Below are 24,408 nucleotides of genomic sequence, written 5' to 3'. Positions count from 1 at the left end.
CGCCAATACCTTTAACTCCCCCCCAATCTTCCGACTTGTCTCGCCCTCACGACTCGCTGCTTTTATGTTTGCGCAGACGAAACGCCAGCCAGATCATGGGCAAGCCGAAGATAATCGCATAGGCCCCAATTACCCAGACCAATGCCAGGGCACCGGCTCCGGGACTCACTAATATCGCAACACCAAAAATAACCGAAAGCACACCGATAGCAATCAGCAGCCACTCGTTGTCGATTTCCTTGCGCAGTCGAATCGCCCCGACAATTTCAAAAATTCCCCGTACCAAAGCCCAGGCACCAATAAAAATCACCAGTACCAGCGCAGTTACCTGGGGGAACATAAAGGTCACGATCCCCGCGGCCAAGCTGATTAATCCGGACACGATCAACCACCACAAAGGATTGCTCTCGTGGCGCCCCATCACCGCCGCCACCAGAGAAAATATTCCATCGAGCAGGGCGTAGATTCCAAAGAGAAAAACCAGAGTAAGCAGCGATAATCCCGGCCAGATAAAAGTGAGTACCCCGAAAATCACCGCGATAAGGCCTCGCAGCAACAACAGCCACCAATTGGCGGAGAGCACTCGTAATATAGGACCGGAGGGAAGAGCGGAGGTATCTGTGGACATAAGCCGTCGCCGAGTGAACTATCTCCATTAAGTTAAGCGCCAGAACGCACAGACTTCCAGCTTGTCAGGAATTTTCCTCGGTAAACCCCAAAAAAGAGAACGTACGGGGATTTTTTTTGCCGTATTAACTGCAAAATTGTATCGAGGATAATTCCACCCGGTTTTATCGGGGCAAGGTCTGAGGGTAGAGCCGGAACTGGCAAGCTCGATAAGAGGCGGCCCACGAGCGCGACCAAATAGTCGACTCTGCAATGACTCCGGTCGTGCCGCAGGCCGCTATTTCCAGTGTAGCCACAACCGACAGATTGAGAGCACCACTCTGCAGCCGCGCAAAAGGGCATGCGGAGAGATGCAGCGGGGAAAAATCCCGGTGGAATTGGTGGGGGTAAATAGAGATAAAACTGTGCAAGGAAAACCGGCAGCCCTAGGGTTGCCGGCAGGAAGGGTGGATCAAGCCAAGCTGCCGATCACACCGCGCAGCTTATCCACAATCGCATCAATCTCGTGTTTCTCGATAATCAGCGGTGGGGACATACACAGGGCATCGCCGATACCACGCGCCATCACTCCAGCCTCCCAAGCCATACCAGATGCCTTGGCTCCAAATTTACCCTTCAGATTTTCCGGCGCACGCAGTTCGATCGCGCCGACCAAGCCGTAGTTGCGCACATCGATGACGTTGTCCATATCCGCCAGGCTGTGCAGAGCATTTTCCCAGTGCTGGCCAATTTCACCCGATGCACGAGTGAGCAGACCTTCGCGCTCATAAATATCCAGAGTCGCCATACCCGCTGCACAGGCAACCGGGTGCGCGGAATAAGTGTAACCGTGGAAAAATTCCACCATGCCCTCTGCAGCCGCATCCATGATGGTGTTGTGGATTGCATCCTTCACAAAGACCGCACTCAAGGGTACCGCCGCATTGGTGATGCCCTTGGCAGAAGTAATCATATCTGGAGTGACATCGAATTCGATGGCGCCGAATGCAGAACCGGTACGGCCCCAGCCGGAGATGACTTCATCGAAAATCAGCAGCAGATCGTGCTTGTCACAGATTTCGCGCAGACGCTTGAGGTAGCCTTTCGGAGGCAGTACCACGCCACCGGCTCCGGCAAACGGTTCAACAATTACCGCAGCTATCTGGTCCGCACCGTGGAAGGCCACCAAGCGCTCCAGGTCTTCCGCCAACTCGACACCGTGCTCCGGCAGGCCGCGGCTGAAAGCATTGCGCTCGATATCCAGGGTGTGACGCATATGGTTGGCTTTCACCGGCTGGCCAAAGCCCTGGTAATTCGGCGCGATGCCACCCACGGAAATACCACCGAAGTTTACCCCGTGGTAACCCTTCTCGCGGCCGATAAACATAGTGCGAGTGCCCTTGCCACGCACACGCTGATATTGCAGAGCGATTTTCAGTGCCGTCTCTACCGCCTCGGAACCGGAGTTACCGAAAAATACATGGTCGAGACCGTCTGGAGTATGCTTCACCAAGCGTTCGGAATATTCAAAACCCAGCTCGTGGCCAAAATTAAAAATGGAGCTGTAGTCTAGGGTCTTCGCCTGCTGATAAATTGCCTCGGCAATCTCGGTGCGACCGTGACCGGCATTACTACACCAAAGGCCGGCGGTAGCATCAATAATCTGGCGTCCACCTTTTTCGGTAAGGTAAATCCCCTCTGCACTTTCGACAATTCGCGGCGCAGATTTAAAAGTGCGATTGGGGGTAAAGGGCATCCAGAAAGCGTTCGTTGGCATCTCTGACATGGACTGTATCTCCGCAAGTTCCCTGAAATTTAAAAGTATTTAGGCATGGGAGCCAATAGCTCCCGCGCATCTGTTCGGGCGCTTGTCCAAATTCAGACAAGCGCGTGGCACTACCGTTCGGACCCGTAGATCAAACTCCGAGGCAGCAGTATTTGGTCTCGTAGAATTCCGCCATTCCCTCGACGCCACCTTCGCGGCCGATGCCGGATTCCTTGTTACCGCCAAAAGGCGCCACAGTGGTTGAGAAAACGCCGGTATTACAGGCAATCATGCCGTATTCCAGCGCCTCTACCACGCGGTGTGCGCGGCGAATATTCTCGCTCATCACATAGGCGGCCAAACCGTAGGGTGTATCGTTGGCCCGGCGAATCACATCGGCCTCATCGGTGAACTTCTGCACCGCCGCGATGGGGCCAAAATTTTCTTCCTGAGCGACTCGCATAGCATCGGTGACGCCGGTGAGCAGCGTGGGCGCAAAATAGTTTTCTCCATTCGGCAGCGGTTCACCACCGATTTCGATTTTCGCCCCTGCTTCCACCGCGTCCTGTACCAGGCCCTGTACACGATCCACCGCACGGCGATAAATCATCGGGCCCATGGTAATGCCGTCTTCGGTGCCGTGGCCGATTTTCAGCGCCGCCACCTCGGCACGCAGTTTTTGCACAAATGCATCGTGTACCGACTCGTGTACATAGATGCGGTTAGTGGCCACACAGACCTGGCCGGCATTGCGGAACTTAGTGGCCACGCAAGCCTGTACCGCGGTATCCATATCCGCATCGTCAAATACGATAAACGGGGCGTTACCCCCTAGCTCCATGGACATCTTCTTTACGGTGCTGGCGCACTGCGCCATCAGCAGTTTGCCCACAGCGGTAGAGCCGGTGAAAGTGAATTTGGCTACACGCGGATCCTGGGTCAATACCTTGCCTATCCCCGGCGAATCACTGCCCGTCACCACATTAATGGTACCTTTAGGCAGGCCCGCCTCTTCCGCCAGCTGGCACAGCGCCAGCGCGGATAACGGGGTTTCCAGCGCCGGTTTGATCACTACGGTACAGCCTGCGGCCAGAGCCGGGGCCGCCTTGCGGGTGATCATGGCGTTGGGGAAGTTCCACGGCGTTATACAGGACACAACTCCTACCGGTTGACGAATAGTGCTGAGGCGCATGGCCGGGTTATGGGTGGGAATCGTTTGGCCATAGGCGCGGCGACATTCCTCGGCGAACCACTCAATAAAAGAGGCGCCATACAAAATCTCACCCTTGGCTTCCGCCAAGGGTTTGCCCTGCTCCAAGGTAAGAATGCGCGCCAAATCGTCGCTGTTATCCACAATCAACTGATACCAACGCTTGAGAATCGCCGCGCGTTCGCCAGCAGTGCGGCGGCTCCACTCGGGGAAAGCGTTACTGGCCGCGACCACAGCCGCCTCTGCATCTGCGGCAGAACCATCGGCCACACAGCCCAATACTTCACCATTAGCCGGATCGCGCACTTCTGCAGTGCCCGCAGCATCCCGCCACTCGCCATCGATATAGTTCTGGGACTTCAACAGGTTTGGATTCGCCAGTTTCACCGGAAAACTCCTGATAATTAGAGGTTATTAGTGGTATTGCGGCGATTCTGGCCGCCGCAGACCGGGGAGAATAGTAGTATTTTTCGAACTAAAGTTTATATTTATCAAACTTACGTGAAAAGAGGTGTGAACACTTTCACTCCACCTTTGCCAGCAGGGATTAAGCTACGGCAAAAAACCAGAGAAAACACGGGAAAAGTCGGCAAATGGGCAAATCAAAAAGCGCCTTGGGCGGGCGCCTCAGTGACATAGACCTGCGCCTGTTGCGGGTTTTTCGCGAAGTCGTGCGCGCCGGGGGACTGGCCCCGGCGGAAGTCACACTCAATATTGGGCGCTCTACCATCAGTGTGCATATCTCCGACCTGGAAGCCCGCCTGGGCATGCAACTGTGCCTGCGCTCTCGAGGTCGTGCCGATTTTAAACTGACACCCGAAGGAGAGGCCGTCTATCAGGCCATTCTGGAGTTGGACGGGCACCTGGAGGCCTTCAAAAGCCAGGTGAATGCTATTCAATCCCACCTTACCGGCACCCTGCGTCTGGTGTTGCCCGATGATGTACTCGATATCCCACAGTTAGACCTGCCAGCGTCCATTGCCCGCCTGAGACAACAGGCTCCACAGCTGCACCTGGAAGTTCAACTGGCCGCGCCTCAGGAGCTGGAATTAGAGATACTCGCCGACCGCGCCGATGTGGGTATCAACCCGCTGCACGCCCGTCGGCCTGGGTTGGAATATCAGCCGTTATTCCAACACCGTTCCATCCTCTATTGTGGCGCCGATCACCCCTGCGCCAAAGCCGATCGGGTTAGCGAGGAATTACTGACACAACAGGAACTCGCCGCCCCCAGTCACGCCGTACTTTCCGGTGCCGCCCACCTCTACCGCCTCTTCCCTCATCGCTCCACGGCCAACCACATGGCAGCGAGACTCGCGATGATCCTATCGGGCTGTTTTGTTGGATTCCTGCCGGAGTATCTTGCGCAGAAATATGTAGAGACCGGTGATCTGGTCCCGCTGTTAGCCGAACGCTTTCACTACCGAATTCAAAATGCTGCCACTTTTAAAAAAAGCTCAACCGAACACCCCGCAGTAAAGCTGTTCTTAGCGGGACTGGTCATTAGAAATCCAACTGATTCACTGCAGCAATCAAACGCTGAGTAGAGAAGCATTCACCTAGGGCTGAAAGCCGGTTAGATCATAGTGAAACAATAGCGCCGGCATCAAATCTTGACGTATTCAATCTATCCTGGATATATAACCTGATATAACCGTGGATTATGTATAAAATAATACCTTAATCAATGATTGACACGGTAGAGAGATGATCGACTTTAAAAATTCACCGATATTTAAACTCAAGCCCATTGAAGTTTCAGAGGCCAGAGATGAATTTAATCGATTTTTGATTGAAGAAGAATTTATTTTTGCCGGATTCAAAACCATACGGGATCAGGTTGTTTTTACAAACAAAAGAATAATTTCAGCCAATGTACAAGGCCTGACTGGCTCAAAGGTTGACTACACATCACTACCCTATAGCAAAATACAGGCGTTTTCTGTGGAGAGCGCTGGCACCTTCGACTTGGATTGCGAAATCGAGGTTTATCTCGGCGAGGTGGGCAAGATTAAATTTGAAATTAAGGGATCTTTTGACCTTATTCAATTTAACCAACATATCAGCAAGTATGTGCTGGCATAGGATTTTTGGTTTTCAATTGTTGCTGCGGGAAGGTATATTTGGCCCGCCATAGATACTTAAGATAAGAGAGGGAAGTTCATGTCACATATGTGGTTGGAAAGCTTGATCACCGAAAATGCCCAGCAAGGTTTTGAGCTGGCGATGAAACTATCTAGAATGGGGGTAAAGTATACTCAACCTTCGGATGAGGTAAGAGGCAAGCTGAGATCTTCCTACGAAGAAAACGCAGACAGCTTGATCGCCTCTTCCCAGGTAGTTGCCATCAACTTTCAGACTGTCGCTGCCGCCAATAACTACTGGCGCAGCTAAAGGGTATAGATGCGCTTTGCAGTAGCGTTTTAAGTCACCCAAATGCTTACCGCTCTGTAAAGCGCCCCAATTACTACCGATTTCGAAGGGTATCAACGCTAGATACGCCTTAATTAGGCGCGTACTACCTGATCTCTTACTCAATCGAATTCACACTAAACTTCAAGAAACATCAATATCCCCACCATTTCAATCTATATTGCTAATGAGCTTATTCATACAAACGGCAAATAACGCCTAACTCCGACATTTTTATCAACCTGGAGATGGGGACGCCTACTCAAGCTTATTATTCTGCAAGTGGTCACCATTCTATACAGAATCCAGACGGGAAATAGCTATGAAAAAATGGGAAGAACGGCTAGTTAATGTCTTGGAGACCCATAAAGCAGCCGAGTTTGAGCTAAAAGATGCGGATGCTGCCATCGCGACCATGACCAACAACCCAGTTCTAATCCATGTACCGGTCAATACCGGCGCAACAGGCAGGGAACCACTACGGCATTTTTATCGGGATATTTTTATTCCACAGATGCCGCCCGACGTTGAATTGGAATTATTGACTCGCACTGTTGGCGAACACAGAGTTATCGATGAGTTTATTCTGCATTTGACACACTCTCTGCGTATGGACTGGTTCGCTCCCGGTATTGAGGCTACCGGAAGAAAATTATCTATTCCCCAAGTTGCGATTATCTCTTTTGAAGTCGATAAAATCAGCTCTGAACATATCTACTGGGATCAGGCAACTGTGCTTAAGCAGATGGGGTTTCTGGATAACCAATTACCAATTATTGGTAAGGGCCAATGTAGACGCTTGCTCGATATCAATGCGCCTGCGAACGAATTAATTCCATAACCCACTCAAATTTCTAAAGATAGATCCTACTCTTATTGAACGCCCGCCAAGGCAGCACCTCCTATTGCCTCAAAGATGCCTGAAGAATCAAACCGACAAGCCAGTCTCACCTGTTGCGATCAAACAAAATATTTGCCCTAATGCATCTATTGAGGCCCCCTAACACGTCACAGTTGTATGGATCTAGCAAAAGGGTATTGATACTGTTCTTTGGGAAACCGCCAACGTCAATGTTCGTCTTGGTAAGCAAACGCTATCTGTATAAGTGCCCTATAACAGCTCAATAGGAGATCAATATGCGCACACTTGGTAATTTTTTATGGTTTATTCTCGGCGGGATCTTTATGGGCCTCTGCTGGTGGTTTTTTGCTCTTATTGCCTTTATCAGCATTGTCGGGATTCCCTGGGGAAGGGCCTGTTTTGTAATGGGCAAACTCTCATTCTTTCCCTTTGGACATGAAGCCATTTCCCGCAAGGAGCTCACCTTAAATGAGGACATAGGTACCAGTGGATTCGGCTTGATAGGCAATATCATTTGGTTCCTATTCGCTGGAATTTGGCTGGCAATTGGTCATTTGGTCCATGCAATTGCCTGTTTTATCACCATCATTGGCATTCCGTTTGGCATTCAACACCTGAAGCTTGCCGGTATTTCTTTATCTCCGATAGGAAAGACCGTTGTAGATAAGGAAGTGGCACAAGCGGCAAGAATGCGTAATGCTAATGCTACTGTTTCCCAAATGCGCGGTAGTATGTAGTCCCGCCAGAGATAGAGGGGCTTAAAAGGCCCCGAACTGCAAGTCCACAGAGAAGCGAGTCCACCAGGAAGGGTATTGGAATGGAGTTCGCCTTAAGAACATATTGGGAGTTTAGCGATTTCTAATTTCGACGCTTTTCAGCCGATCATTTAATTTGGAAAGGGCCAAGTAGTAACTCTGACCCTTATTATCCAGGGATTTTTCTAGATATCGAAACTAGCAACAGCTGTAGAGAGCCTGCATCAAGAAAATAAAATCCCACATAAAATACTTTAAAATAACGAAAGGTATTAAAATACTTACTACCTACACCCTTATCTTAATACTCAGCAGCACAAGCTTGTCCGCAAACAGTCACTCTGCTCAAGAAGGAAAAAATTAATCAGAAAGCTCAGATAATGCTTTTTGGTACCTTTCATTTTTCTAATCCTGGACGGGGTTACGTCAAGTCAGAATTTATCGACGTGCTATCTCCTGAAAATCAGGACTACTTAGAAGAACTTACCAGTAAACTTGCCAATCAATCACCTACCCATGTAATGCTGGAGTGCGATCCATCTCAGCAAGGAAAGATCAATAAGAAATTTATCTCTTATCTTGCCGGGAAGCATCAATTGGCAATTAATGAAAAGAACAATTGGGATTTCGTATTGCCAAGAAAGCCGGCCTAAACGCAGTTTTATGCCATGACGAAAGAGAAGTACATTGGAATGGCGAGGCGCTTATGGCACACATGGAAAAATTTGAACCGGAAAGGAAGGCCAGTAACGACGAGTTTTTAAAGAATTTTAGTAAAGAAACCGGCGAACGCCACAAAACACTACCGTTAAAAACTTTGCTTCAGCTGGATAACGACCCCACTGAAGACCGAAAGAACATGAATCTATACCTTATGAACAACGATATTAATACTGGAGAAGCCTTTGCCGGAGCCGACGCCTCCGCTAGCTGGTGGCACAGAAACTTCCGAATGTATGCCAATATTCAGGCCAAAGCACAACCAGGAACCAAGGTAATAGCCATTGCAGGCTCTGGCGATACCGCCATTTTGAAAATCCAACTAACCACGGATTTGTAACGCCAATCCTGGGACGTTAAACCCTACCTTTAACGCTAAATAGTTGCGGTTTTTCCAAGTGGAATACGTCGTATATAGCTCTGTAAGGTTACTCAATATCTTTTGCCTGTATATATTATGGGATGTTGAGGATTAGTAAACCGCCCAGTGCTCCTTAATCTCTATCGGCGTGTATTACCCGCCGATAGAGCGCCGTTAAGTACAGATTTTTCCTGAAAGAGGCTCACCAGACTACACTCTTTAGCAAGGTTCTTGGGCTAATATCGATAATCATCTCAACCTCATTTTAAACCATTCAAAACATGTCATACGATGAATCGTAAAAGTCACACGGTTTTATTGATTCCTGGGATTTTTGATCGGGGTACCTGTCTTTTAAGAATGCAACGCGCGCTTTCTAATGCCGGCTTTAACGCCCAGTATATCCATTTACGATATAACTCCGGCTGGCATGGCATGGAACATCTTTCCGCTCAACTCATGGCAAAAATAGAGAAACTGCTTATTACGGGCGAGACCTGCACACTAGTGGGCTTCAGCATGGGAGGAATAGTAGCGCGTTATTACCTACAGTCGATGAGTGGAATACGTAAGGTACACAAATTTATTTCTATTGCATCTCCCCACCACGGTAGTTACTGGGCTAACTTTCTACCATACAAGGGGGGCAAGCAATTGCGTATTGGCAGTGAATTCTTGTGTGCCCTAAATAAGTCAATTCACCTACTCGACCAGACAAATCCAGTCTCCATCTGGACAAAATACGATGTCACTATAATGCCACACAGTAGCGCACAACTGGGACTTGGCATTTCTTACGAGGTGCCTGTTATTTTGCACAGATTGATGCCAATCAGCAGTAAGGTTATCTCCCTGACAAAAAAAGAAGTCATTACTGGGATGGCTGATTCCATATAGCTTTATACGGCGCCAGATTAGGTTCATATTTTTCTTGAGACATCCAAGACTTTCATTTTGAGAATTAGCGATGAGTGATTCGGAAAAAGAAACGATCAAGTCGGCAAGCGCCGTTCATAGTTATTACCGTAAGTTTGAAAGCTTTATCGCCCTTCTGCTGACTATCATTATTATTATTATCGTAGTGGTGGCCATTACTCGACTAGCCTATTCAGTGTATTCCATGTTATTGGTAGGCATGAAAGATCCGCTGGATCATAAAGTTTTTCAAACGATCTTTGGTGAGATCATTACGCTACTGATCGCCTTGGAATTCAGCCACACTCTCCAGTATGTAGTCACCAGACAACAAAGTATTATTCAAACCACCGTTGTGGTATTGATTGCCATCTTAGCACTTGCGCGTAAATTTATTATTTTGGATCTGGATAAAGTAAGCGCGACGGAAATTATAGGACTTGCTGCAGCAACTCTGGCACTAGGATTGACCTACCTGATACTAAAATCTAAGAGAAGTAATTATTAATATTGTATTACCCTACCAACCGAGAAAGGGAGGAACAATAGGCTATTGCTCCTCCTGCTTAGATCTTCTGTCTATCATTTATTCGCGCTCCTCACGTAACGCATGGTGCAACTGCACCGGTGCAGTCTTGCGTGCTTTTTTCCCACGAAAGCGTAAGTTAAGAATTTCCACGGCCATAGAGAACGCCATAGCAAAATAGATATAGCCTTTGGGCACATGCACATCAAAACCTTCTACCACCAAGGTGAGCCCAACCATAATCAAAAAGGCCAGCGCAAGTATTTTGACTGTTGGATGACGGTCTACAAAATCGCCAATAGGTTTTGCAGCAATCAACATAACAATCACTGCGAGAACAATTGCAATCGCCATGATAGAAATTTCATCGACCAAACCTACAGCGGTTATTACTGAATCTAGGGAAAAAACGATATCCAACAAAGCAATCTGAAACAAAACCATGCCAAAAGCCGCAGTTCCCAGAGATGCAGCGTCCGTCTCGGCGCCTTCCAGGCTATTATGAATTTCATGGGTCGCCTTACCGATCAGAAAAAGTCCCCCTCCAACCAGAATAATATCGCGTCCGGATATCTCCATACCAAACACACTAAATAGCGGATCTACCAGCCCCATAATCCAGACAATAGAAAATAGTAGCCCCAAGCGAGTCACCATGGCCAGAGTCAAGCCAATAAACCGCGCTGGTTCACGCTGTTTGGGCGGTAGACGCCCGACAAGGATAGAAATAAAAATAATATTATCGATGCCCAGTACTATCTCCAACGCCGCTAGCGTAGCCAGAGCAATCCAGGCTTCCGGGTTAGCTACCCACTCGAACATGAAAAAATTCCTTATAAATGGTTATTATTATTAGGGAGCCCATAGAAAAGTCGGTACTGTCTCAGGCGAAGTCAAGGTCCACCCAGGGGACTTTTAGCGATCTCACTGATTATTCTGAGGCACCTAAATATTGTATTTTCTCCGGCGTTTTCGCAGGGGTTTTCTCAATGGAGTGTGAACAATTCACACCGCACGGTTATTCTATTCTCCCTCACGCAACCACGCCATGGCGGTTTCCTCAGAATCAAAAACCTTGTATTCGCCACCGATAAACCAGCTGCCCACCTTGCTCGCCCATTTCATCCAACGTTTATCCGATATAACCGCAATTCGATTGAATTCGCGTCCGTGGGACACTCCCAGTTTAAAGTCATCCCAAGCGGCGCGAGGTTCCCAGCCTTGCAGATCACTTGCATCCATCAAGCAATCTATTTTCGGATTTTCTATACCGGCAATGGCGGAATTCAGCATAGGCACCATGGTCTGATAATCCTCATGGGTCAGCTTGCCATGAGCGCGCAGGGTTAAAAAGAAATGCTTGCCATGCTGTTGCAGTCCAATGGAAACACCATGAGATTGCTCGCTCATAGATCACCCTACAAACACGTCCGGTTTTAATACTTTCTATTTAACATGTGGATACACTCTTTCAACCGGCAATTAAAGATCACTAACATGCTCTTGCGAACCATCTATGCAGGTATTTAAGGGTTTTGGCCTACGCCGTTGCCCGTTGCCCGTTGCCCGTTGCCCGTTGCCCGTTGCCCGTTGCCCGTTGCCCGTTGCCCGTTGCCCGTTGCCCGTTGCCCGTTGCCATTGTTAATTCGACAAGTTGATGCTATGAATCCTTTATTGCCGGACGCGACTTGCCACACTGCCAGCAGTAATCAAAGGCAGCCCCGTTCTCTTCGCTGCAGCCTGGACAGGACCAGCCCTCCTGTTCGGCTTCAGTGTCTTGTAATAACTGGTGTGCGCGCTCGTAATCCCGCTCTCGTTCCAGCCAAAGTTCCGGCCAGGCCTGATTAGGGGCCAACTCTCCGGATGCGCCCTGAGCAAATTCATTTTTTAGCTTCACCGGGATACCGGCAACTTCCAAACGGCTTTTGGCCAATTCCACCAACAAGCGGTTTTCATGGGTGTATATCAATTTCATCGTGTACAGTGTCCCTTTCCATCCCTAGATTATCCAGCACCCACCAATCGTTCAATAAACGTTATCCGCTAATCCACTGCGGAAACCGTACAATCTACACGATTACAATATTCTTCATGGGGTACCGTGATAATTTCCAGGAAATTTTCCACTGAATGAAGTGCCGCTCGACTATTGATAAGCACTCTACCAGGGCGGCTGGCGATATATTCGAGTACCGCCCTACCCTTACTGTTTTTGTAAACCGCCAGAAGCTGCCCTTTTTCAACGGCATCGCCGTGGCTGACAAAGATTTCCATCCAGTTACCAATCAAGTTGCGAGCCGGGGAATCACGCACAATCCGCGCATGCAGTTGCCCGGCACCAACCAATCCGACAATTTCTCCGAGCCTGGGGGCCTCCGCTGCCCGTAAATGTGTTATTCCGCTCACAGCTAGGATAACGAAGCACAGGCAGACTCTTTTCAATCTGATTCTCCTCAAACTGGTTTACGTCTTAGGCACAGGGCCCAAACCAGGAACACTGTCGCCGAAAACGGTTGTAGAGGGCGATAACTTAGGTATAGCTGACTAAATAATTCACGCCAGATTGAGCGCACATGTGACAGGGCGGTAGGGGAGGAGAAAGGGCCTCATATTGCGGCCCTTTTTGTAATCTATACTAAGGGGTATTTAGCCCAGATCGATCCAAGTAGACTTCAGCTCACAGTACTTATCCAGGGCATGTAGAGACTTGTCTCGGCCATTTCCGGACTGCTTGAAACCACCGAATGGTACGGTGATATCTCCGCCAAAGTAGTTATTAACCCACACCGAGCCCGCGTAAATATCGCGTGCCATACGGTGGGCGCGGCCCAAGTTATTGGTCCAGATACCCGCAGCCAGGCCATAGATGGAATCGTTGGCGATAGCGAGCGCCTCCTCTTCGGTCTCAAATTCGATGACCGACAACACCGGACCGAAGATTTCCTCACGGGCGATGGTCATATCACCGCGCACCCCACGGAAAATGGTGGGTTCGTAGTAATAGCCCCCAGTCACCTCGTCCACGGGCTTGCCACCACAGACCAGCTGAGCGCCTTGCTCCAGACCCTTGGCGACATAGAATTCGACGGTGTCGAACTGACTGCGGTCAATCAACGCGCCCATTGCAGTATTCGGGTCCTGAGGATGGCCGGGCTGGAAGCGCTCGGCGGCCTTGCGCACCTTTTGAATAAACTCATCGGTGATACCCTTCTCAACCAGCAGGCGTGAACCGGCAGTGCAGGTCTCCCCCTGGTTGTAAAAGATAGCCAGCGCTGCGGCATCGGCAGCCTTGTCCAGGTCCGCATCGGCAAAAACAATATTGGGGCTCTTGCCACCCAGCTCTAAGAACGTGCGCTTCAGGTTCGACTGGCCGGAGTATTCGGTAAGGGTCTTGCCCACCTCGGTGGAGCCGGTGAAAGTGAGGCAGTCAATATCCATATGCAGGCCCAGCGCCTTACCCAGGCTGCTACCGGGCCCCGGCAGTACATTGAACACACCATCGGGTAAACCCGCTTGCTTAGCCAGGCCCGCCAGTTTGATTGCGGTAAGCGGAGTATTGGACGCGGGCTTGAGAATTACGCTGTTGCCAGTTGCCAAGGCCGGGCCCAACTTCCAGGCTGTGGTGGACAGGGGAAAGTTCCAGGGCACAATCGCCGCGACCACACCCAGTGGCATACGGGTGACCAGGCCTAGCTCACCGGGCCCGGTGGGCGCCACTTCATCGTAGATCTTATCGATAGCTTCACCGCTCCAGCGAATCGTGGTCGCGGCGCCGGGAACATCCACGGCCATGGTGTCACCAATAGGCTTGCCCGCATCGAGGCTTTCCAGCAGGGCAATTTCCACTCGATGCTCTTCGATCAACTCGGCAAAACGCACCATAATCTGCTTGCGCTTCATTGGCGGCATTTTTGACCAGGCCCCAGACTCAAAGGCCTCGCGCGCGACGCGCACCGCCAAATCCGCATCCTGTGGGCCACAACTGGCGATTTGAGCCAGTTCTTTCCCATCGGCAGGGCTATAGGTAGCGCGGGTTTCACCGGAAAGCGCATCGACATAATCGCCATTGATAAAGGCGCGGCCTTCAATTTTGAGGGAGGCCGCCAGGGCCTGCCACTCCTGCAGGGTTTGCGGAATATTATTTTTCTCTGTCATGGCGCACCTCATTTGAAACTGTTGGTTTCTCTGGGTTATATCTAAAATGTGATCACAAATCAAAGGGATTACATACGCATGGGGGCGATAGCTAGCTCTGGCGGCGGATTCGCAAGTACAGGTCAGAACTATCCGGAAGAAATGATCTGCTGCCGACCGGAATTAGGCGACCTCAGTATTCACCTGCAGCCAATCCCCTTGTAACTGCATCATCAGCTTGTCACCGTGCTGCAACTCACCAACACCGGCGGGGGTCCCCGTCAGCACCACATCACCGGGCTCGAGGGTGAAGTAGCTGCTGATATAAGCCACCAGATCGAGAATTGGGGTGAGCATATGTTCCGTCTTACCGCGCTGACGCAACTCGTCGTTGAGCCAAAGGGAATAGCTGAGCTTGTCCCAGTCCGGCAGCCAGTCCAGCTTGACGAACGGCGAAAGGGGACAGGAGTTGTCGAACCCCTTGGCTTTCTCCCAGGGGTGTCCCACTTTTTTAAGTTCAGCCTGTAAATCGCGCAGGGTCAGATCTAAAGAAAGACCCAAACCGGCGATTGCAGGAGCTACTTCAGTGGCATTGGCATTAGTGAGTTTTTCACCGATAAGCAGTGCCAACTCTCCTTCAAAGTGACAGCTGCCATGCCCTGTGGGCAAGTGAATAGGCTTGGCCATATCAACCGCCGCGGTAGATGGCTTGATAAATAACAGAGGTTCTTCCGGCACCGGGTTGTTCAACTCTGCCGCATGGTCGGCATAGTTTCGCCCAACACAGAGAATCTTACCCAGCTGAAAAGGGATTTCGGTGCCACAGGTAAATTGGTGTAGGTACATAAATAAACAAGATAGTTAGGATAGAAATTTCGTATAAAGTGTTATAACCAGCATGTGCTATGATCGCGCCTTCGCCTGGCTTCGGCACCTCTTGAAGTGATAAAGCACTTTTTACATCGCGTTATTCGCACTCAGTGAAGAGATAGTTTATGGCTCCGCACAATCCCGATCAAAAAAAATCCCTGCATAAAGACAAGATTCGTATCCTGCTACTGGAAGGTGTACATCAATCCGCCATCGATCTGCTGGCATCCCGCGGTTACACCAATGTGGAGTACCTAAAAACTTCACTACCAGAAGAGCAATTGATCGAAAAAATTGCAGACGCCCACTTTATTGGTATTCGCTCACGCACCCAGCTAACCCGTAAGGTGCTGGAGAACGCCTCCAAGCTGATCGCTGTTGGCTGCTTCTGTATCGGCACCAATCAGGTGGATCTGCAAGCGGCTACAGAGCTGGGGATAGCTGTATTTAACGCCCCCTATTCCAATACCCGCAGTGTGGCCGAGCTGATCATTGCCGAAACTATTTTTATGCTGCGCGGTATCCCCGAGAAAAATACCGTATGTCATCGCGGCGGCTGGTTAAAATCTGCCGCTGGTTCTTTCGAGGCGCGCGGCAAGACTCTGGGTATTATCGGCTATGGTGCCATCGGCTCGCAGGTATCGGTGATGGCGGAAGCCATTGGTATGCGGGTGAAATTTTATGATGTCATCACCAAGTTGCCGCTGGGCAATGCCAGCCAGGTAGGCTCTCTGGAGGAATTGCTGCGCAAGTGCGACGTGATTTCCCTGCATGTGCCCGAGCTGCCCTCCACGAAGATGATGATCGGCACCGAGCAGATCGCGCAGATGAAACCTGGCGCAATCCTTTTGAACGCCTCCCGTGGCACTGTGGTGGATATCGATGCCCTGGCAGATGCGCTGAAGCGCAAACACTTGGCCGGCGCCGCTATCGATGTGTTTCCGACAGAGCCACGCGGCAATGACGACGAATTCGTCTCGCCCCTGCGCGGCATCGACAATGCCCTGCTCACCCCGCATGTTGGGGGCTCCACCATGGAGGCACAGGAAAATATCGGCACCGAGGTGGCGGAAAAGCTAGCGCATTATTCCGATAACGGCACTACGACCAGTTCGGTCAACTTCCCCGAAGTTGCTCTACCGGGCCACGCCGGTACACACCGTCTCCTGCATATCCACAAAAACGTACCCGGTGTATTGGGTGCCATCAACCAGGTGTTTTCCGAAAACACTATCAATATTTCCGCCCAGTACCTGCAGACCAATGAGACACTGGGTTATGTGGTGATTGATGTGGATGCGGCTTACTCGGACCTGGCTTTGGAGAAGCTGAAGAACATCCCCGGCACTCTGCGCTGCCGCGTACTCTTTTAAACCGCCTCAGCCTCCTCCGCTACAGGAGGAGGCACAGCGCAGGAGGTATTAATTCCACATGGAGCCCGTACCTCCTGCCTATCCTCAACTGATCGACTGATCGACTGATCGACTGATCGACTGATCGACTGATCGACTGATCGACTGATCGACAAGGGTATTGATCCCCACTGGCGGGCACTTCTACAATAGCGACTTCTACTTCTGTTGGCTCGGCCTCGCACCCAATCCCCGTGTGTCGAGCCCAATCCTATACTTCGTTTTCCTCAGCAGGTGCTCCCTTGCGTAATAACGATTCCGCCACTACCGGCTTGCTTGCCGGCGTCGTCGCCTTTCTCATTTGGGGGTTGGCGCCTCTCTACTTTAACCAGTTACAGGATATGCCCGCAGCGGAGATTCTCGCGCATCGCAGTATTTGGTCGCTGGGACTAGCACTGATCATCCTACTTTTTATACGCAAGCTACCCGACCTTATCGCTACTCTGCAAGATGGTAAGAAGATGCGTATGCTCGCTCTTACGACAGCGCTAATTGGAAGCAATTGGTTGGTCTTTATCTGGGCTATTAACAATGGCCACCTGCTAGATGGAAGCCTCGGCTACTACATTAATCCACTGATCAACATTATCTTAGGCGTACTATTCCTTGGCGAGAAATTGCGGCGTCTGCAATGGCTGGCCGTCGCTTTGGCATCAATAGGAATCGCCTACGAGCTTTGGCAATTTGGCCGTGTGCCCGTAATCGCCCTATTCGTTGCCGGTACTTTTGCCCTCTATGGGCTGGTACGCAAGCGCGCACCTGTAGATAGCCTGACCGGCCTCACCATCGAAATCCTGTATATGCTGCCAGTGGCCCTGATTTACCTCGTTTGGAGCGACAGTCCTACCAGCAACCTGTTAAGCAATAGCTGGGAACTAAACGGCCTGCTGGTTCTGGCCGGTCCAATCACCCTAATCCCGCTGCTGCTGTTTACTATCGCCGCACGCAGACTCAACCTATCCAGTTTGGGGTTCCTACAATACATAGGTCCATCACTCATGCTGGTAGTGGCCACCCAGGCATTGGGAGAACCATTCAGCGAGGGCAAACTCACCACCTTTATGTTTGTATGGTTGGGCTTGGCGCTCTACTCCATAGATGCCCTGGCACAAAAACGCAAACTGCACCTGCAGGGCAAGGCCACACTCTAATGCGTTAATCTGCAAGCAGTCTCCTCTTCTCAACGTTGCAAAGATGGCGGTTACAACAAGGAATAAATACCGCCATCGACCAGTGTTTATCCCACTCTATCTCTATCTTGCCGTTCCCAAACAGGCAGAAATTATTCACAGTATCGGTCGCCACTCTGCTCTGAACACTCCTGCCCAGATTCAGCTGGATAAGTGGCGCTCTTATTTTATTGTCTGTTGAAACGCTGGCCCAGAAAGTTACCGAAATCCCTGTCCCTCTGGGACCTTTAGGTTATCGAGATGGCCCTATCCATTCCCCTATCCTTACATGCGACCTATGGAGACTGCCTTTGCACTCTAGAATTTTAACAAGTAACTCTCCTAAAAATGAAAACCCCAATATCAGGCTCCACTTTACAGACAACCATTTATGTCTAAATCCTGGCTTTACTCCTTCCACACCCTTACCCCCCAAACACTAAATTTTGCTTTTTTCCATTCTTAAACCAACCTGATTTTTTCAATACGTGTCATGGGTTTCTTTGATTTTAATCAACAGCGGAGGGTGCGTTATTCATCCAAATTAATGTGGAATTTTCCAGAATCCAGTCATAGGCTTTAGAGACGTTCTATCCTTGCCGGCCGATAAATATGTCCTCATTATTCGCCAAAGGGTTCCTTGTCACACTATTTTCCTTATTGACTAGTACCCTGATCAGAGCGGAACAACCTGAATCTCTCAAGCACTATCCGCCATACGTGAAAGATGATGGAAAGCTGCATATCTATTTTTGCAGCACTGGCACTCCCGACCCTGCCTATCAATGGCTGCGCCACCCCGCCTGTGTAGTAATACGCAGTAGTGGAAAATTATTCCTTGTTGATGCAGGAGAAGGTGCGACAGCACGCATCGGCCAGCTGGGCCTTAACTTGGCGCAAGTGAATCCAATATTTATTAACCACTGACATTCCGATCATTTTGAAGACCAGGCAATGGTGATTAATGCGTCTTGGTTTGTGATGCAAAGCAAGGACAGATCAGAAAAACCGTCCAAAAAGAGTTGAGGACAATTAGCCCCTATTAATTGGTCAACATCAGATTAGATACAGGAAAGGATGATTATGCGTATTTCAAACAATTTTATATTCTTTACCCTATTTTTAACCTTCACTTACAATGCGGAAAGTCAAACTGATATAGGTGCGGTAAAATTCGAAACACTGGTGGCTTCCAGTAAGGATTGGGAGGGACATAAGCTTCCCGAAATGAGGCCCGGCCAGCAGGAGTTGACTATCGTTCGGGTAACGATCCCTCCCGGCAAACAAATGCCAGTACATAAACACCCAGTTTTAAACGGTGTGTACATCGAAAAAGGCACACTTACCATCGTACTCCCAGGACAAAAAGAAACACTCACCCTGGGAGAGGGAAAGGCTTTTATTGAGGTCACAAACAAATGGCATTATGGGCGCAATGACGGCAAGGACCCGGTGATTATTGTTCTTTTTTATTCTGGCCCCGAGGGAGAGCCAACCACCATATTCAAAAATCCAGACGAGAAATTACAATAAACAATAAAAATACTCCACAGCCGGCCCAACAAGACTGGCTGTGGATACTAGATCCATCAGATTACTTACTTAACTCTGTGGAGGGCACAGATTTTATTGCCTGCAGGATCGCGCAGATAAGCTATATACATTCTACCAGCAACCCCCTCACGAATTCCCGGAGGGTCTTCACAGGCCACACCTCCATTGTCAATGCCCGCTTGGTGCCAGGCATCTGCTTCTTCAATACTCTTCGCACTAAAACCAATAGTGCCACCATTGGCGTGAGTAGCCAATTCACCATCGATAGGCTTCGAGATAGCAAAAACACCGGATTGAGAAAAGTAAAAACAGCGGCCCTTCTCATCCATAACACTAGGCTCATAACCCAGAACACCTAAAACAGCATCGTAAAACGCTTTGGACCGCTGAATATCATTAGTACCAACCATAATATGACTAAACATTTCACCCTCCAATTTTGTCAGTTTCTCGGCGACAATCCAGCCAAGCACATAGTCACAGCTTTAATTATCTTCTGCAACAACATTCTCTAGTAGATGCCTCTACCAAAGAACCTAATATTACTAGGACCAAAGAGTATTTCATCCGCGCATACCGCCATTCGTAACCACCTTCTTGCACTTTATCACTATCCCTATAGAGTGACTTACCTCATTCGCATAGATTTCAAAATCAGTAAATTATTGATAAAATCAAATTAATCAATCATTAAATACGATCTTTACATGAAGAGCCCCGATCAAAATAATGCGAGAAATTCTTCACCCACATCCGATTTTTTAAGATAACTGGTCACGATGGGATCAGTTGTCTATAGGGTCAATCAAAGGCGACACTGTTCGAAATCTAGCCCCTCTCGCTCACTTATAGTTTGTGGGGGCCAGAGTAATTTGTGCAAACATAAAATTTTCATCAGACGTTCGCAAACGCCTTCCATGAATTTATCATTGAAGCGGGCAAATCTATCCGGCATCCGCGCTATTAATGAGAACCACAGATTTATACCTAAGCCAAAGATTCCCCATAAATAATCTTTCCAGGGGATTTATTTTATTTCAGCATCTTAACTCATTCTGGCATTTCCTGCATTGACCCTACGCAGTGCCATCTTAGGAAATTTTTTCTCGAGATAAATGCCGGGGCCTTAGGCTGGTTATGAGTGCTGCTTGGTTTTTCCGTATCGAACTGAATGTCTGGGCATTGATTAACCAGCTATCAATGGGCTTTGATCCAAGGATGCTAATCGGACCTTTTATATCCTTGCTAACTTTTGCTATATTTCTAATTCCTCTGACTTTCTTAGCATTTTACTTTTGATAAAAGAAGGTAGTCATCGATATAGCAAGAATACAATATTTGCAAGCCTTTGATTGATCACCGAAATCACCATCACAGGATCGTTTGCAGCAATCTTGTATATAGGGCCACCTAGACAGCTTCCATTTAAATAGAAACACAATAAATTGATTGAAATCAGGGCTACAAGCGCATTTATCGAGCGCCAATTTAGCCCGGATCATTGAGCGAACTTTTGATAAAGAACTATGAGCCAATAATACTCATTGCTCCCCCATAAGAGAGAAACTTGCCAATGGCAAACATGCTCACCTTTGAGAAAAAATAAGACTTTTTGATTTTATTGTATAAGAATATCGACGATAAGAAGTATCGCGTAACGAGGGAAAATAAGAGACTCTAACAACCTACTTATTCAACCAGTCATCCAAAGCAGCCAGTATCTGATGCCGATAGGGCTGGGTTTCATTGATCATCTGGTGACGGGCACCGCGAATCAAAACTCTATGACAGTGCGGAAAGCGGTCGCGGATAGCCCGCATGTCGTAACGCCAATCGACCGTACCATCACCAGTACCTTGCACCACCAATATTTTTCGGGGATTGCGCGCGGTCTTGGGAAAGGTCTTGATCCAGTCCACCATAGCACCGAGCCAGCACATGGAAATCACCCTGGACTGCAGAGGATCACGTAGGGCCTGCCGCCGGGAAAACTCGGCATCGTGCGTATTGATGGTGAATTCGCGACTGGGTTCGCTAATAAACAGGCGCCCCAGATAATACTTCCACTTAACCAGATGCCAGTTGGCCGGGCGCACCAATGGAGCCAGTAGAAAAACCTTATCCAGTGGTTGCCGGCGACTGAACTGCAGGTGCGCCAGTAAAGCTGCGCCACCAGTGCTCTGTCCCAAGGCGTGCCAGGGCTTGGGTAACTTGCCTTCAGCTACAGACAAAAGCCGGTCAAATACCTGACGGTATTGCAGGAAAGTCTGGATGGCGACCCGCTCTCCACTGGAAAGGCCATGGCCGGGGAAGTCAAAAATCACCACATTGAGATTGCGCTCTAGCCCAAAGCGGATCGCCGGACCATAAATACCGGTATGATCGAAATAGCCGTGACAAATAAACAAGGTGCCGCGAGGGTTTTCCACTAACCAATATTGAGATACCAGCTCAAAGCCCGCTGCATTAAAAGTGCCGACCCCGGTTTTATAGGAAAGGGGGAAGTGCAAGTCGTAAAAATTTCGATAATCTTGCATCTCGGTCAACAGCGGTGCCGCATCGTTGGCAAAGTCGAGTTGCGGCAATTTCTGGCGCAGGGCCGAGTAGTCCGGGCGCTGAATCACCGGGCTGTTTTCGTAAGTGCTAATGTCTTGCAAAGTTTCCATTGAACCAATGGTACTGCATTTTTGCCGAGGGGGAAGGGACAGGGTGAGGCAAAGGTACTTTAAAATACAAAAAGGCGGGCCCCAGGCCCGCCTTTCATACGGCTAAAAGACAGTAACCACTTACTTAATTTGCGGCTCCAGCTCCCCCGCAGCATACCGCTGACTCATAGCGTCAAGGCTAAGAGGACGAATCTTGCTCGCTTGACCCGCAGTACCAAAGGCTTCATAGCGCGCTACACAGATATCCTTCATTGCCATCTGGGCGGCTTTATAAAACTTGCGCGGATCGAATTCGGACGGATTCTCGGCCAGGAAGCGACGGGTTGCACCGGTTGAGGCGAGGCGCAGATCGGTATCGATATTGACCTTGCGCACACCGTATTTGATGCCTTCACAAATTTGCTCTACCGGTACACCGTAAGTTTCGGGGATTTCACCACCGAACTCATTGATTACCGCCAACCACTCCTGAGGTACAGAGGAGGACCCGTGCATCACCAGGTGGGTGCCTGGGATACGAGCGTGAATCTCCTTGATGCGATCAATAGCGAGAATATCACCGGTTGGTGGGCGGGTGAATTTGTAAGCACCGTGGCTGGTACCACAGGCGATTGCTAGAGCATCCACTTTGGTTTTTTGTACGAAGTCCGCAGCTTCTTCCGGATCGGTCAGCAGCTGATCATGGGACAGCTTACCTTCGGCGCCAACACCGTCTTCTTCTCCGGCCATACCGGTTTCCAGGGAACCCAGACAGCCCAGTTCACCCTCAACGGAAACACCACAGGCGTGGGCCATGTCCACTGCGCGCTGGGTAACCTCAACGTTGTACTCGTAGGAAGCCGGCGTCTTGCCGTCATCTTTCAAGGAACCGTCCATCATTACCGAACTGAAACCCAGCTGGATTGAGCGCTGGCACACGGCGGGGCTGGTACCGTGGTCCTGGTGCATCACCACCGGAATCTCCGGAAACTCCTCGATTGCGGCGAGGATCAGGTGGCGCAGAAAAGGCGCACCGGCGTATTTACGCGCACCGGCGGAAGCCTGCACGATTACTGGCGAGTCGGTCTCTTTGGCCGCCTCCATAATCGCGCGCATCTGCTCCAGGTTGTTCACGTTAAATGCCGGCACACCGTAGCCATACTCGGCGGCGTGGTCCAGCAATTGGCGCAGGCTGATAAGAGCCATAATAAATTCCTTTCTCGTCTACTCGTCGTATTTGTATTTTTTGCTTTTATCACTCTCCGCGGTTAGCGGAGAGCATTATTCGATATTTAATCGTCGGCGCGGGACTCAAGAATCGCAACGGCCGGTAGTTTCTTGCCCTCAACATATTCCAGGAAGGCGCCGCCGCCAGTGGAAATATAGGACACCTTATCGGCGATGCCATATTTATCCACAGCGGCAAGGGTGTCACCGCCACCGGCGATGGAGAAAGCATCGCTGCCGGCGATGGCCTTGGACAGATGCTCAGTGCCCGCACCAAACTGGTCGAACTCGAACACCCCCACCGGGCCATTCCAGATAATGGTTTTGGCGTCTTTCAGAATTTCTGCCAATTTCTCGGAAGATTGAGGGCCGATATCAAAAATCATATCGTCTTCGGTCACCGCATCAGCCGACTTGGTTTCGGCTGCAGCGGTCTCGCTAAATTCCTTACCCGTCACCACATCAACAGGCACCGGAATATCGCACTTCTGCATCAGGCTCTTGGCGGTGTCGAGCAAATCGTGCTCACACAGGGACTTACCCACCGGTTTGCCGCTGGCGGCGAGGAAAGTATTGGCAATACCGCCGCCCACGATCAACTGATCCACTTTGTCTGCCAGGCTCTCAAGAACGGTGAGCTTGGTGGAAACCTTGGAGCCGCCGACAATCGCAACCAGTGGACGCGCCGGCTCTGCCAGAGCTTTTTTCAAGGCATCCAGCTCGGTGGCAAGCAGGGGGCCGGCGCAAGCCTGCGGTGCGAACTTGGCCACACCGTGCGTAGAGGCCTGGGCCCGGTGGGCGGTACCGAAGGCATCCATCACGAACACATCGCACAGTGCCGCATAGGCCTTCGCCAGGTCTTCGCTATCTTTCTTCTCGCCCTCATTGAAACGCACGTTTTCAAGCAGAGCTACCGCGCCATCCGCAAGCGCTACCCCATCGCGCCACTCCCTGATCAGAGCCACTTCGCGACCGAGCAGTTGCCCCAGGTGGGCCGCTACGGGAGCCAGGGAGAATTCCTCGGCATATTCACCTTCGGTGGGACGCCCCAGGTGGGACATCAATAGCACTTTCGCACCTGCATCAATGGCGGCCTGGATAGTGGGAAGTGCCGCACGGATACGGGCGTCAGAGGTTACCCGGCCGTCTTTTACCGGTACATTCAGGTCCTCGCGAATTAGTAGGCGCTTACCCGCAAGCTCCAGATCTGTCATCAATTTGACCGCCATTCACCAATCCTCTTCTACTTCGATTAACTGAAAATA

Annotated in this window: 26 protein-coding genes; 13 read left to right on the top strand and 13 right to left on the bottom strand. The window is 50.0% G+C overall.

Annotated elements, in window-relative coordinates; all coding sequences use genetic code 11:
* Positions 1-46: 46 nt before the first annotated feature.
* The 3 genes from ACCI51_RS05585 to ACCI51_RS05575 all read right to left on the bottom strand — a co-directional run bounded on the left by ACCI51_RS05585 (position 47) and on the right by ACCI51_RS05575 (position 3,968).
* Positions 47-628, bottom strand: coding sequence for an HdeD family acid-resistance protein (locus tag ACCI51_RS05585; RefSeq protein ID WP_299581296.1), 582 nt, complete (start codon positions 626-628; stop codon positions 47-49).
* Positions 629-1,078: 450 nt separating this feature from the next.
* A complete protein-coding gene (locus ACCI51_RS05580; RefSeq protein WP_299581294.1) occupies positions 1,079-2,392 on the bottom strand; it encodes an aminotransferase class III-fold pyridoxal phosphate-dependent enzyme in 1,314 nt (437 codons plus the stop codon).
* 130 nt (positions 2,393-2,522) lie between these two features.
* Positions 2,523-3,968: an NAD-dependent succinate-semialdehyde dehydrogenase gene (locus ACCI51_RS05575; protein ID WP_371842893.1), complete on the bottom strand. Its 1,446-nt coding sequence runs from the start codon at positions 3,966-3,968 to the stop codon at positions 2,523-2,525.
* A gap of 206 nt (positions 3,969-4,174) precedes the next feature.
* Between ACCI51_RS05575 and ACCI51_RS05570 the strand changes: the two genes are divergently transcribed.
* The 9 genes from ACCI51_RS05570 (at position 4,175) to ACCI51_RS05530 (ending at position 10,114) form a co-directional block, all read left to right on the top strand.
* The gene (locus tag ACCI51_RS05570; protein ID WP_371842892.1) at positions 4,175-5,128 is read left to right on the top strand and encodes a LysR family transcriptional regulator; all 954 of its coding nucleotides are present in this window, start codon (positions 4,175-4,177) and stop codon (positions 5,126-5,128) included.
* Between the two features lie 160 nt (positions 5,129-5,288).
* Positions 5,289-5,666 (top strand): PH domain-containing protein, encoded by a 378-nt coding sequence (locus tag ACCI51_RS05565; RefSeq protein ID WP_299581288.1) that lies wholly within the window; start codon positions 5,289-5,291, stop codon positions 5,664-5,666.
* A gap of 78 nt (positions 5,667-5,744) precedes the next feature.
* Positions 5,745-5,975 (top strand): hexameric tyrosine-coordinated heme protein, encoded by a 231-nt coding sequence (locus tag ACCI51_RS05560; RefSeq protein ID WP_143730228.1) that lies wholly within the window; start codon positions 5,745-5,747, stop codon positions 5,973-5,975.
* Positions 5,976-6,315: 340 nt separating this feature from the next.
* A complete protein-coding gene (locus tag ACCI51_RS05555) occupies positions 6,316-6,834 on the top strand; it encodes a nuclear transport factor 2 family protein (protein ID WP_371842891.1) in 519 nt (172 codons plus the stop codon).
* 296 nt (positions 6,835-7,130) lie between these two features.
* Complete coding sequence (locus ACCI51_RS05550; protein WP_299581284.1) at positions 7,131-7,592, top strand: YccF domain-containing protein; 462 nt, start codon at positions 7,131-7,133, stop codon at positions 7,590-7,592.
* A gap of 398 nt (positions 7,593-7,990) precedes the next feature.
* Positions 7,991-8,263: a hypothetical protein gene (locus ACCI51_RS05545; protein WP_371842890.1), complete on the top strand. Its 273-nt coding sequence runs from the start codon at positions 7,991-7,993 to the stop codon at positions 8,261-8,263.
* Positions 8,230-8,670, top strand: coding sequence for a DUF5694 domain-containing protein (locus tag ACCI51_RS05540; RefSeq protein ID WP_371842889.1), 441 nt, complete (start codon positions 8,230-8,232; stop codon positions 8,668-8,670). Before ACCI51_RS05545 ends, ACCI51_RS05540 begins: the two co-directional genes overlap by 34 nt.
* A gap of 312 nt (positions 8,671-8,982) precedes the next feature.
* Positions 8,983-9,588, top strand: a complete 606-nt coding sequence (locus ACCI51_RS05535; protein ID WP_371842888.1) for a lipase family alpha/beta hydrolase — start codon at positions 8,983-8,985, stop codon at positions 9,586-9,588.
* 70 nt (positions 9,589-9,658) lie between these two features.
* On the top strand, positions 9,659-10,114 hold the full coding sequence (locus ACCI51_RS05530) for a phosphate-starvation-inducible PsiE family protein (protein ID WP_299581276.1): 456 nt from the start codon (positions 9,659-9,661) through the stop codon (positions 10,112-10,114).
* A 78-nt stretch (positions 10,115-10,192) separates the two neighbouring features.
* Here the strand turns inward: ACCI51_RS05530 and ACCI51_RS05525 are convergent, their stop codons facing one another.
* The 6 genes from ACCI51_RS05525 to ACCI51_RS05500 form a co-directional block, all read right to left on the bottom strand.
* A complete protein-coding gene (locus ACCI51_RS05525; RefSeq protein WP_371842887.1) occupies positions 10,193-10,954 on the bottom strand; it encodes a TerC family protein in 762 nt (253 codons plus the stop codon).
* 201 nt (positions 10,955-11,155) lie between these two features.
* Entirely contained in the window at positions 11,156-11,542 is a 387-nt protein-coding gene (locus tag ACCI51_RS05520) for a SpoIIAA family protein (RefSeq protein WP_299581272.1), read from the bottom strand.
* A 250-nt stretch (positions 11,543-11,792) separates the two neighbouring features.
* Positions 11,793-12,107 (bottom strand): putative signal transducing protein, encoded by a 315-nt coding sequence (locus ACCI51_RS05515; RefSeq protein WP_371842886.1) that lies wholly within the window; start codon positions 12,105-12,107, stop codon positions 11,793-11,795.
* A gap of 68 nt (positions 12,108-12,175) precedes the next feature.
* On the bottom strand, positions 12,176-12,574 hold the full coding sequence (locus ACCI51_RS05510; RefSeq protein ID WP_371842885.1) for a hypothetical protein: 399 nt from the start codon (positions 12,572-12,574) through the stop codon (positions 12,176-12,178).
* Between the two features lie 204 nt (positions 12,575-12,778).
* Positions 12,779-14,287: an aldehyde dehydrogenase gene (locus tag ACCI51_RS05505; protein WP_371842884.1), complete on the bottom strand. Its 1,509-nt coding sequence runs from the start codon at positions 14,285-14,287 to the stop codon at positions 12,779-12,781.
* Positions 14,288-14,449: 162 nt separating this feature from the next.
* Positions 14,450-15,112 carry a fumarylacetoacetate hydrolase family protein gene (locus ACCI51_RS05500; protein ID WP_371842883.1) on the bottom strand — a complete coding sequence of 221 codons (663 nt, stop codon included), beginning with the start codon at positions 15,110-15,112 and terminating at the stop codon, positions 14,450-14,452.
* A 149-nt stretch (positions 15,113-15,261) separates the two neighbouring features.
* Between ACCI51_RS05500 and serA the strand changes: the two genes are divergently transcribed.
* The 4 genes from serA to ACCI51_RS05480 all read left to right on the top strand — a co-directional run bounded on the left by serA (position 15,262) and on the right by ACCI51_RS05480 (position 19,250).
* Positions 15,262-16,509 (top strand): phosphoglycerate dehydrogenase, encoded by a 1,248-nt coding sequence (gene serA, locus ACCI51_RS05495; protein WP_299581259.1) that lies wholly within the window; start codon positions 15,262-15,264, stop codon positions 16,507-16,509.
* Positions 16,510-16,790: 281 nt separating this feature from the next.
* The gene (gene rarD, locus ACCI51_RS05490) at positions 16,791-17,699 is read left to right on the top strand and encodes an EamA family transporter RarD (protein WP_371842882.1); all 909 of its coding nucleotides are present in this window, start codon (positions 16,791-16,793) and stop codon (positions 17,697-17,699) included.
* 630 nt (positions 17,700-18,329) lie between these two features.
* On the top strand, positions 18,330-18,644 hold the full coding sequence (locus ACCI51_RS05485; protein WP_371842881.1) for an MBL fold metallo-hydrolase: 315 nt from the start codon (positions 18,330-18,332) through the stop codon (positions 18,642-18,644).
* A gap of 150 nt (positions 18,645-18,794) precedes the next feature.
* Positions 18,795-19,250 carry a cupin domain-containing protein gene (locus ACCI51_RS05480; protein ID WP_299581250.1) on the top strand — a complete coding sequence of 152 codons (456 nt, stop codon included), beginning with the start codon at positions 18,795-18,797 and terminating at the stop codon, positions 19,248-19,250.
* A 65-nt stretch (positions 19,251-19,315) separates the two neighbouring features.
* Here the strand turns inward: ACCI51_RS05480 and ACCI51_RS05475 are convergent, their stop codons facing one another.
* From ACCI51_RS05475 to ACCI51_RS05460, 4 genes are all read right to left on the bottom strand, one after another.
* Positions 19,316-19,696 (bottom strand): VOC family protein, encoded by a 381-nt coding sequence (locus ACCI51_RS05475; RefSeq protein WP_299581247.1) that lies wholly within the window; start codon positions 19,694-19,696, stop codon positions 19,316-19,318.
* Positions 19,697-20,956: 1,260 nt separating this feature from the next.
* A complete protein-coding gene (locus tag ACCI51_RS05470; RefSeq protein WP_371842880.1) occupies positions 20,957-21,937 on the bottom strand; it encodes an alpha/beta hydrolase in 981 nt (326 codons plus the stop codon).
* A 120-nt stretch (positions 21,938-22,057) separates the two neighbouring features.
* Positions 22,058-23,122, bottom strand: a complete 1,065-nt coding sequence (gene fba / locus ACCI51_RS05465) for a class II fructose-bisphosphate aldolase (RefSeq protein WP_299585466.1) — start codon at positions 23,120-23,122, stop codon at positions 22,058-22,060.
* A gap of 86 nt (positions 23,123-23,208) precedes the next feature.
* Positions 23,209-24,372, bottom strand: a complete 1,164-nt coding sequence (locus ACCI51_RS05460) for a phosphoglycerate kinase (RefSeq protein ID WP_371842879.1) — start codon at positions 24,370-24,372, stop codon at positions 23,209-23,211.
* Positions 24,373-24,408 lie beyond the last annotated feature (36 nt).

Origin of the sequence: Microbulbifer echini, assembly GCF_041447225.1 — a bacterium.
Lineage (GTDB): Bacteria > Pseudomonadota > Gammaproteobacteria > Pseudomonadales > Cellvibrionaceae > Microbulbifer > Microbulbifer echini.
Note: the sequence above shows the minus strand (reverse complement) of the source record. Positions and strands in the feature narration are given on the sequence as shown.

What these genes read in the sequence shown, in the direction of transcription:
- ACCI51_RS05525 (WP_371842887.1), bottom strand. Translation starts at nt 10,954, where the DNA reads ATGTTCGAGTGGGTAGCTAACCCGGAAGCCTGGATTGCTCTGGCTACG.
- ACCI51_RS05570 (WP_371842892.1), top strand. Translation starts at nt 4,175, where the DNA reads ATGGGCAAATCAAAAAGCGCCTTGGGCGGGCGCCTCAGTGACATAGAC.
- ACCI51_RS05535 (WP_371842888.1), top strand. Translation starts at nt 8,983, where the DNA reads ATGAATCGTAAAAGTCACACGGTTTTATTGATTCCTGGGATTTTTGAT.
- ACCI51_RS05560 (WP_143730228.1), top strand. Translation starts at nt 5,745, where the DNA reads ATGTCACATATGTGGTTGGAAAGCTTGATCACCGAAAATGCCCAGCAA.
- ACCI51_RS05585 (WP_299581296.1), bottom strand. Translation starts at nt 628, where the DNA reads ATGTCCACAGATACCTCCGCTCTTCCCTCCGGTCCTATATTACGAGTG.
- ACCI51_RS05515 (WP_371842886.1), bottom strand. Translation starts at nt 12,107, where the DNA reads ATGAAATTGATATACACCCATGAAAACCGCTTGTTGGTGGAATTGGCC.
- serA (WP_299581259.1), top strand. Translation starts at nt 15,262, where the DNA reads ATGGCTCCGCACAATCCCGATCAAAAAAAATCCCTGCATAAAGACAAG.
- ACCI51_RS05530 (WP_299581276.1), top strand. Translation starts at nt 9,659, where the DNA reads ATGAGTGATTCGGAAAAAGAAACGATCAAGTCGGCAAGCGCCGTTCAT.
- ACCI51_RS05460 (WP_371842879.1), bottom strand. Translation starts at nt 24,372, where the DNA reads ATGGCGGTCAAATTGATGACAGATCTGGAGCTTGCGGGTAAGCGCCTA.
- ACCI51_RS05520 (WP_299581272.1), bottom strand. Translation starts at nt 11,542, where the DNA reads ATGAGCGAGCAATCTCATGGTGTTTCCATTGGACTGCAACAGCATGGC.
- fba (WP_299585466.1), bottom strand. Translation starts at nt 23,122, where the DNA reads ATGGCTCTTATCAGCCTGCGCCAATTGCTGGACCACGCCGCCGAGTAT.
- ACCI51_RS05550 (WP_299581284.1), top strand. Translation starts at nt 7,131, where the DNA reads ATGCGCACACTTGGTAATTTTTTATGGTTTATTCTCGGCGGGATCTTT.
- ACCI51_RS05545 (WP_371842890.1), top strand. Translation starts at nt 7,991, where the DNA reads ATGCTTTTTGGTACCTTTCATTTTTCTAATCCTGGACGGGGTTACGTC.
- ACCI51_RS05500 (WP_371842883.1), bottom strand. Translation starts at nt 15,112, where the DNA reads ATGTACCTACACCAATTTACCTGTGGCACCGAAATCCCTTTTCAGCTG.
- ACCI51_RS05555 (WP_371842891.1), top strand. Translation starts at nt 6,316, where the DNA reads ATGAAAAAATGGGAAGAACGGCTAGTTAATGTCTTGGAGACCCATAAA.
- ACCI51_RS05485 (WP_371842881.1), top strand. Translation starts at nt 18,330, where the DNA reads ATGTCCTCATTATTCGCCAAAGGGTTCCTTGTCACACTATTTTCCTTA.
- ACCI51_RS05475 (WP_299581247.1), bottom strand. Translation starts at nt 19,696, where the DNA reads ATGTTTAGTCATATTATGGTTGGTACTAATGATATTCAGCGGTCCAAA.
- ACCI51_RS05565 (WP_299581288.1), top strand. Translation starts at nt 5,289, where the DNA reads ATGATCGACTTTAAAAATTCACCGATATTTAAACTCAAGCCCATTGAA.
- ACCI51_RS05580 (WP_299581294.1), bottom strand. Translation starts at nt 2,392, where the DNA reads ATGTCAGAGATGCCAACGAACGCTTTCTGGATGCCCTTTACCCCCAAT.
- ACCI51_RS05480 (WP_299581250.1), top strand. Translation starts at nt 18,795, where the DNA reads ATGATTATGCGTATTTCAAACAATTTTATATTCTTTACCCTATTTTTA.
- ACCI51_RS05470 (WP_371842880.1), bottom strand. Translation starts at nt 21,937, where the DNA reads ATGGAAACTTTGCAAGACATTAGCACTTACGAAAACAGCCCGGTGATT.
- ACCI51_RS05505 (WP_371842884.1), bottom strand. Translation starts at nt 14,287, where the DNA reads ATGACAGAGAAAAATAATATTCCGCAAACCCTGCAGGAGTGGCAGGCC.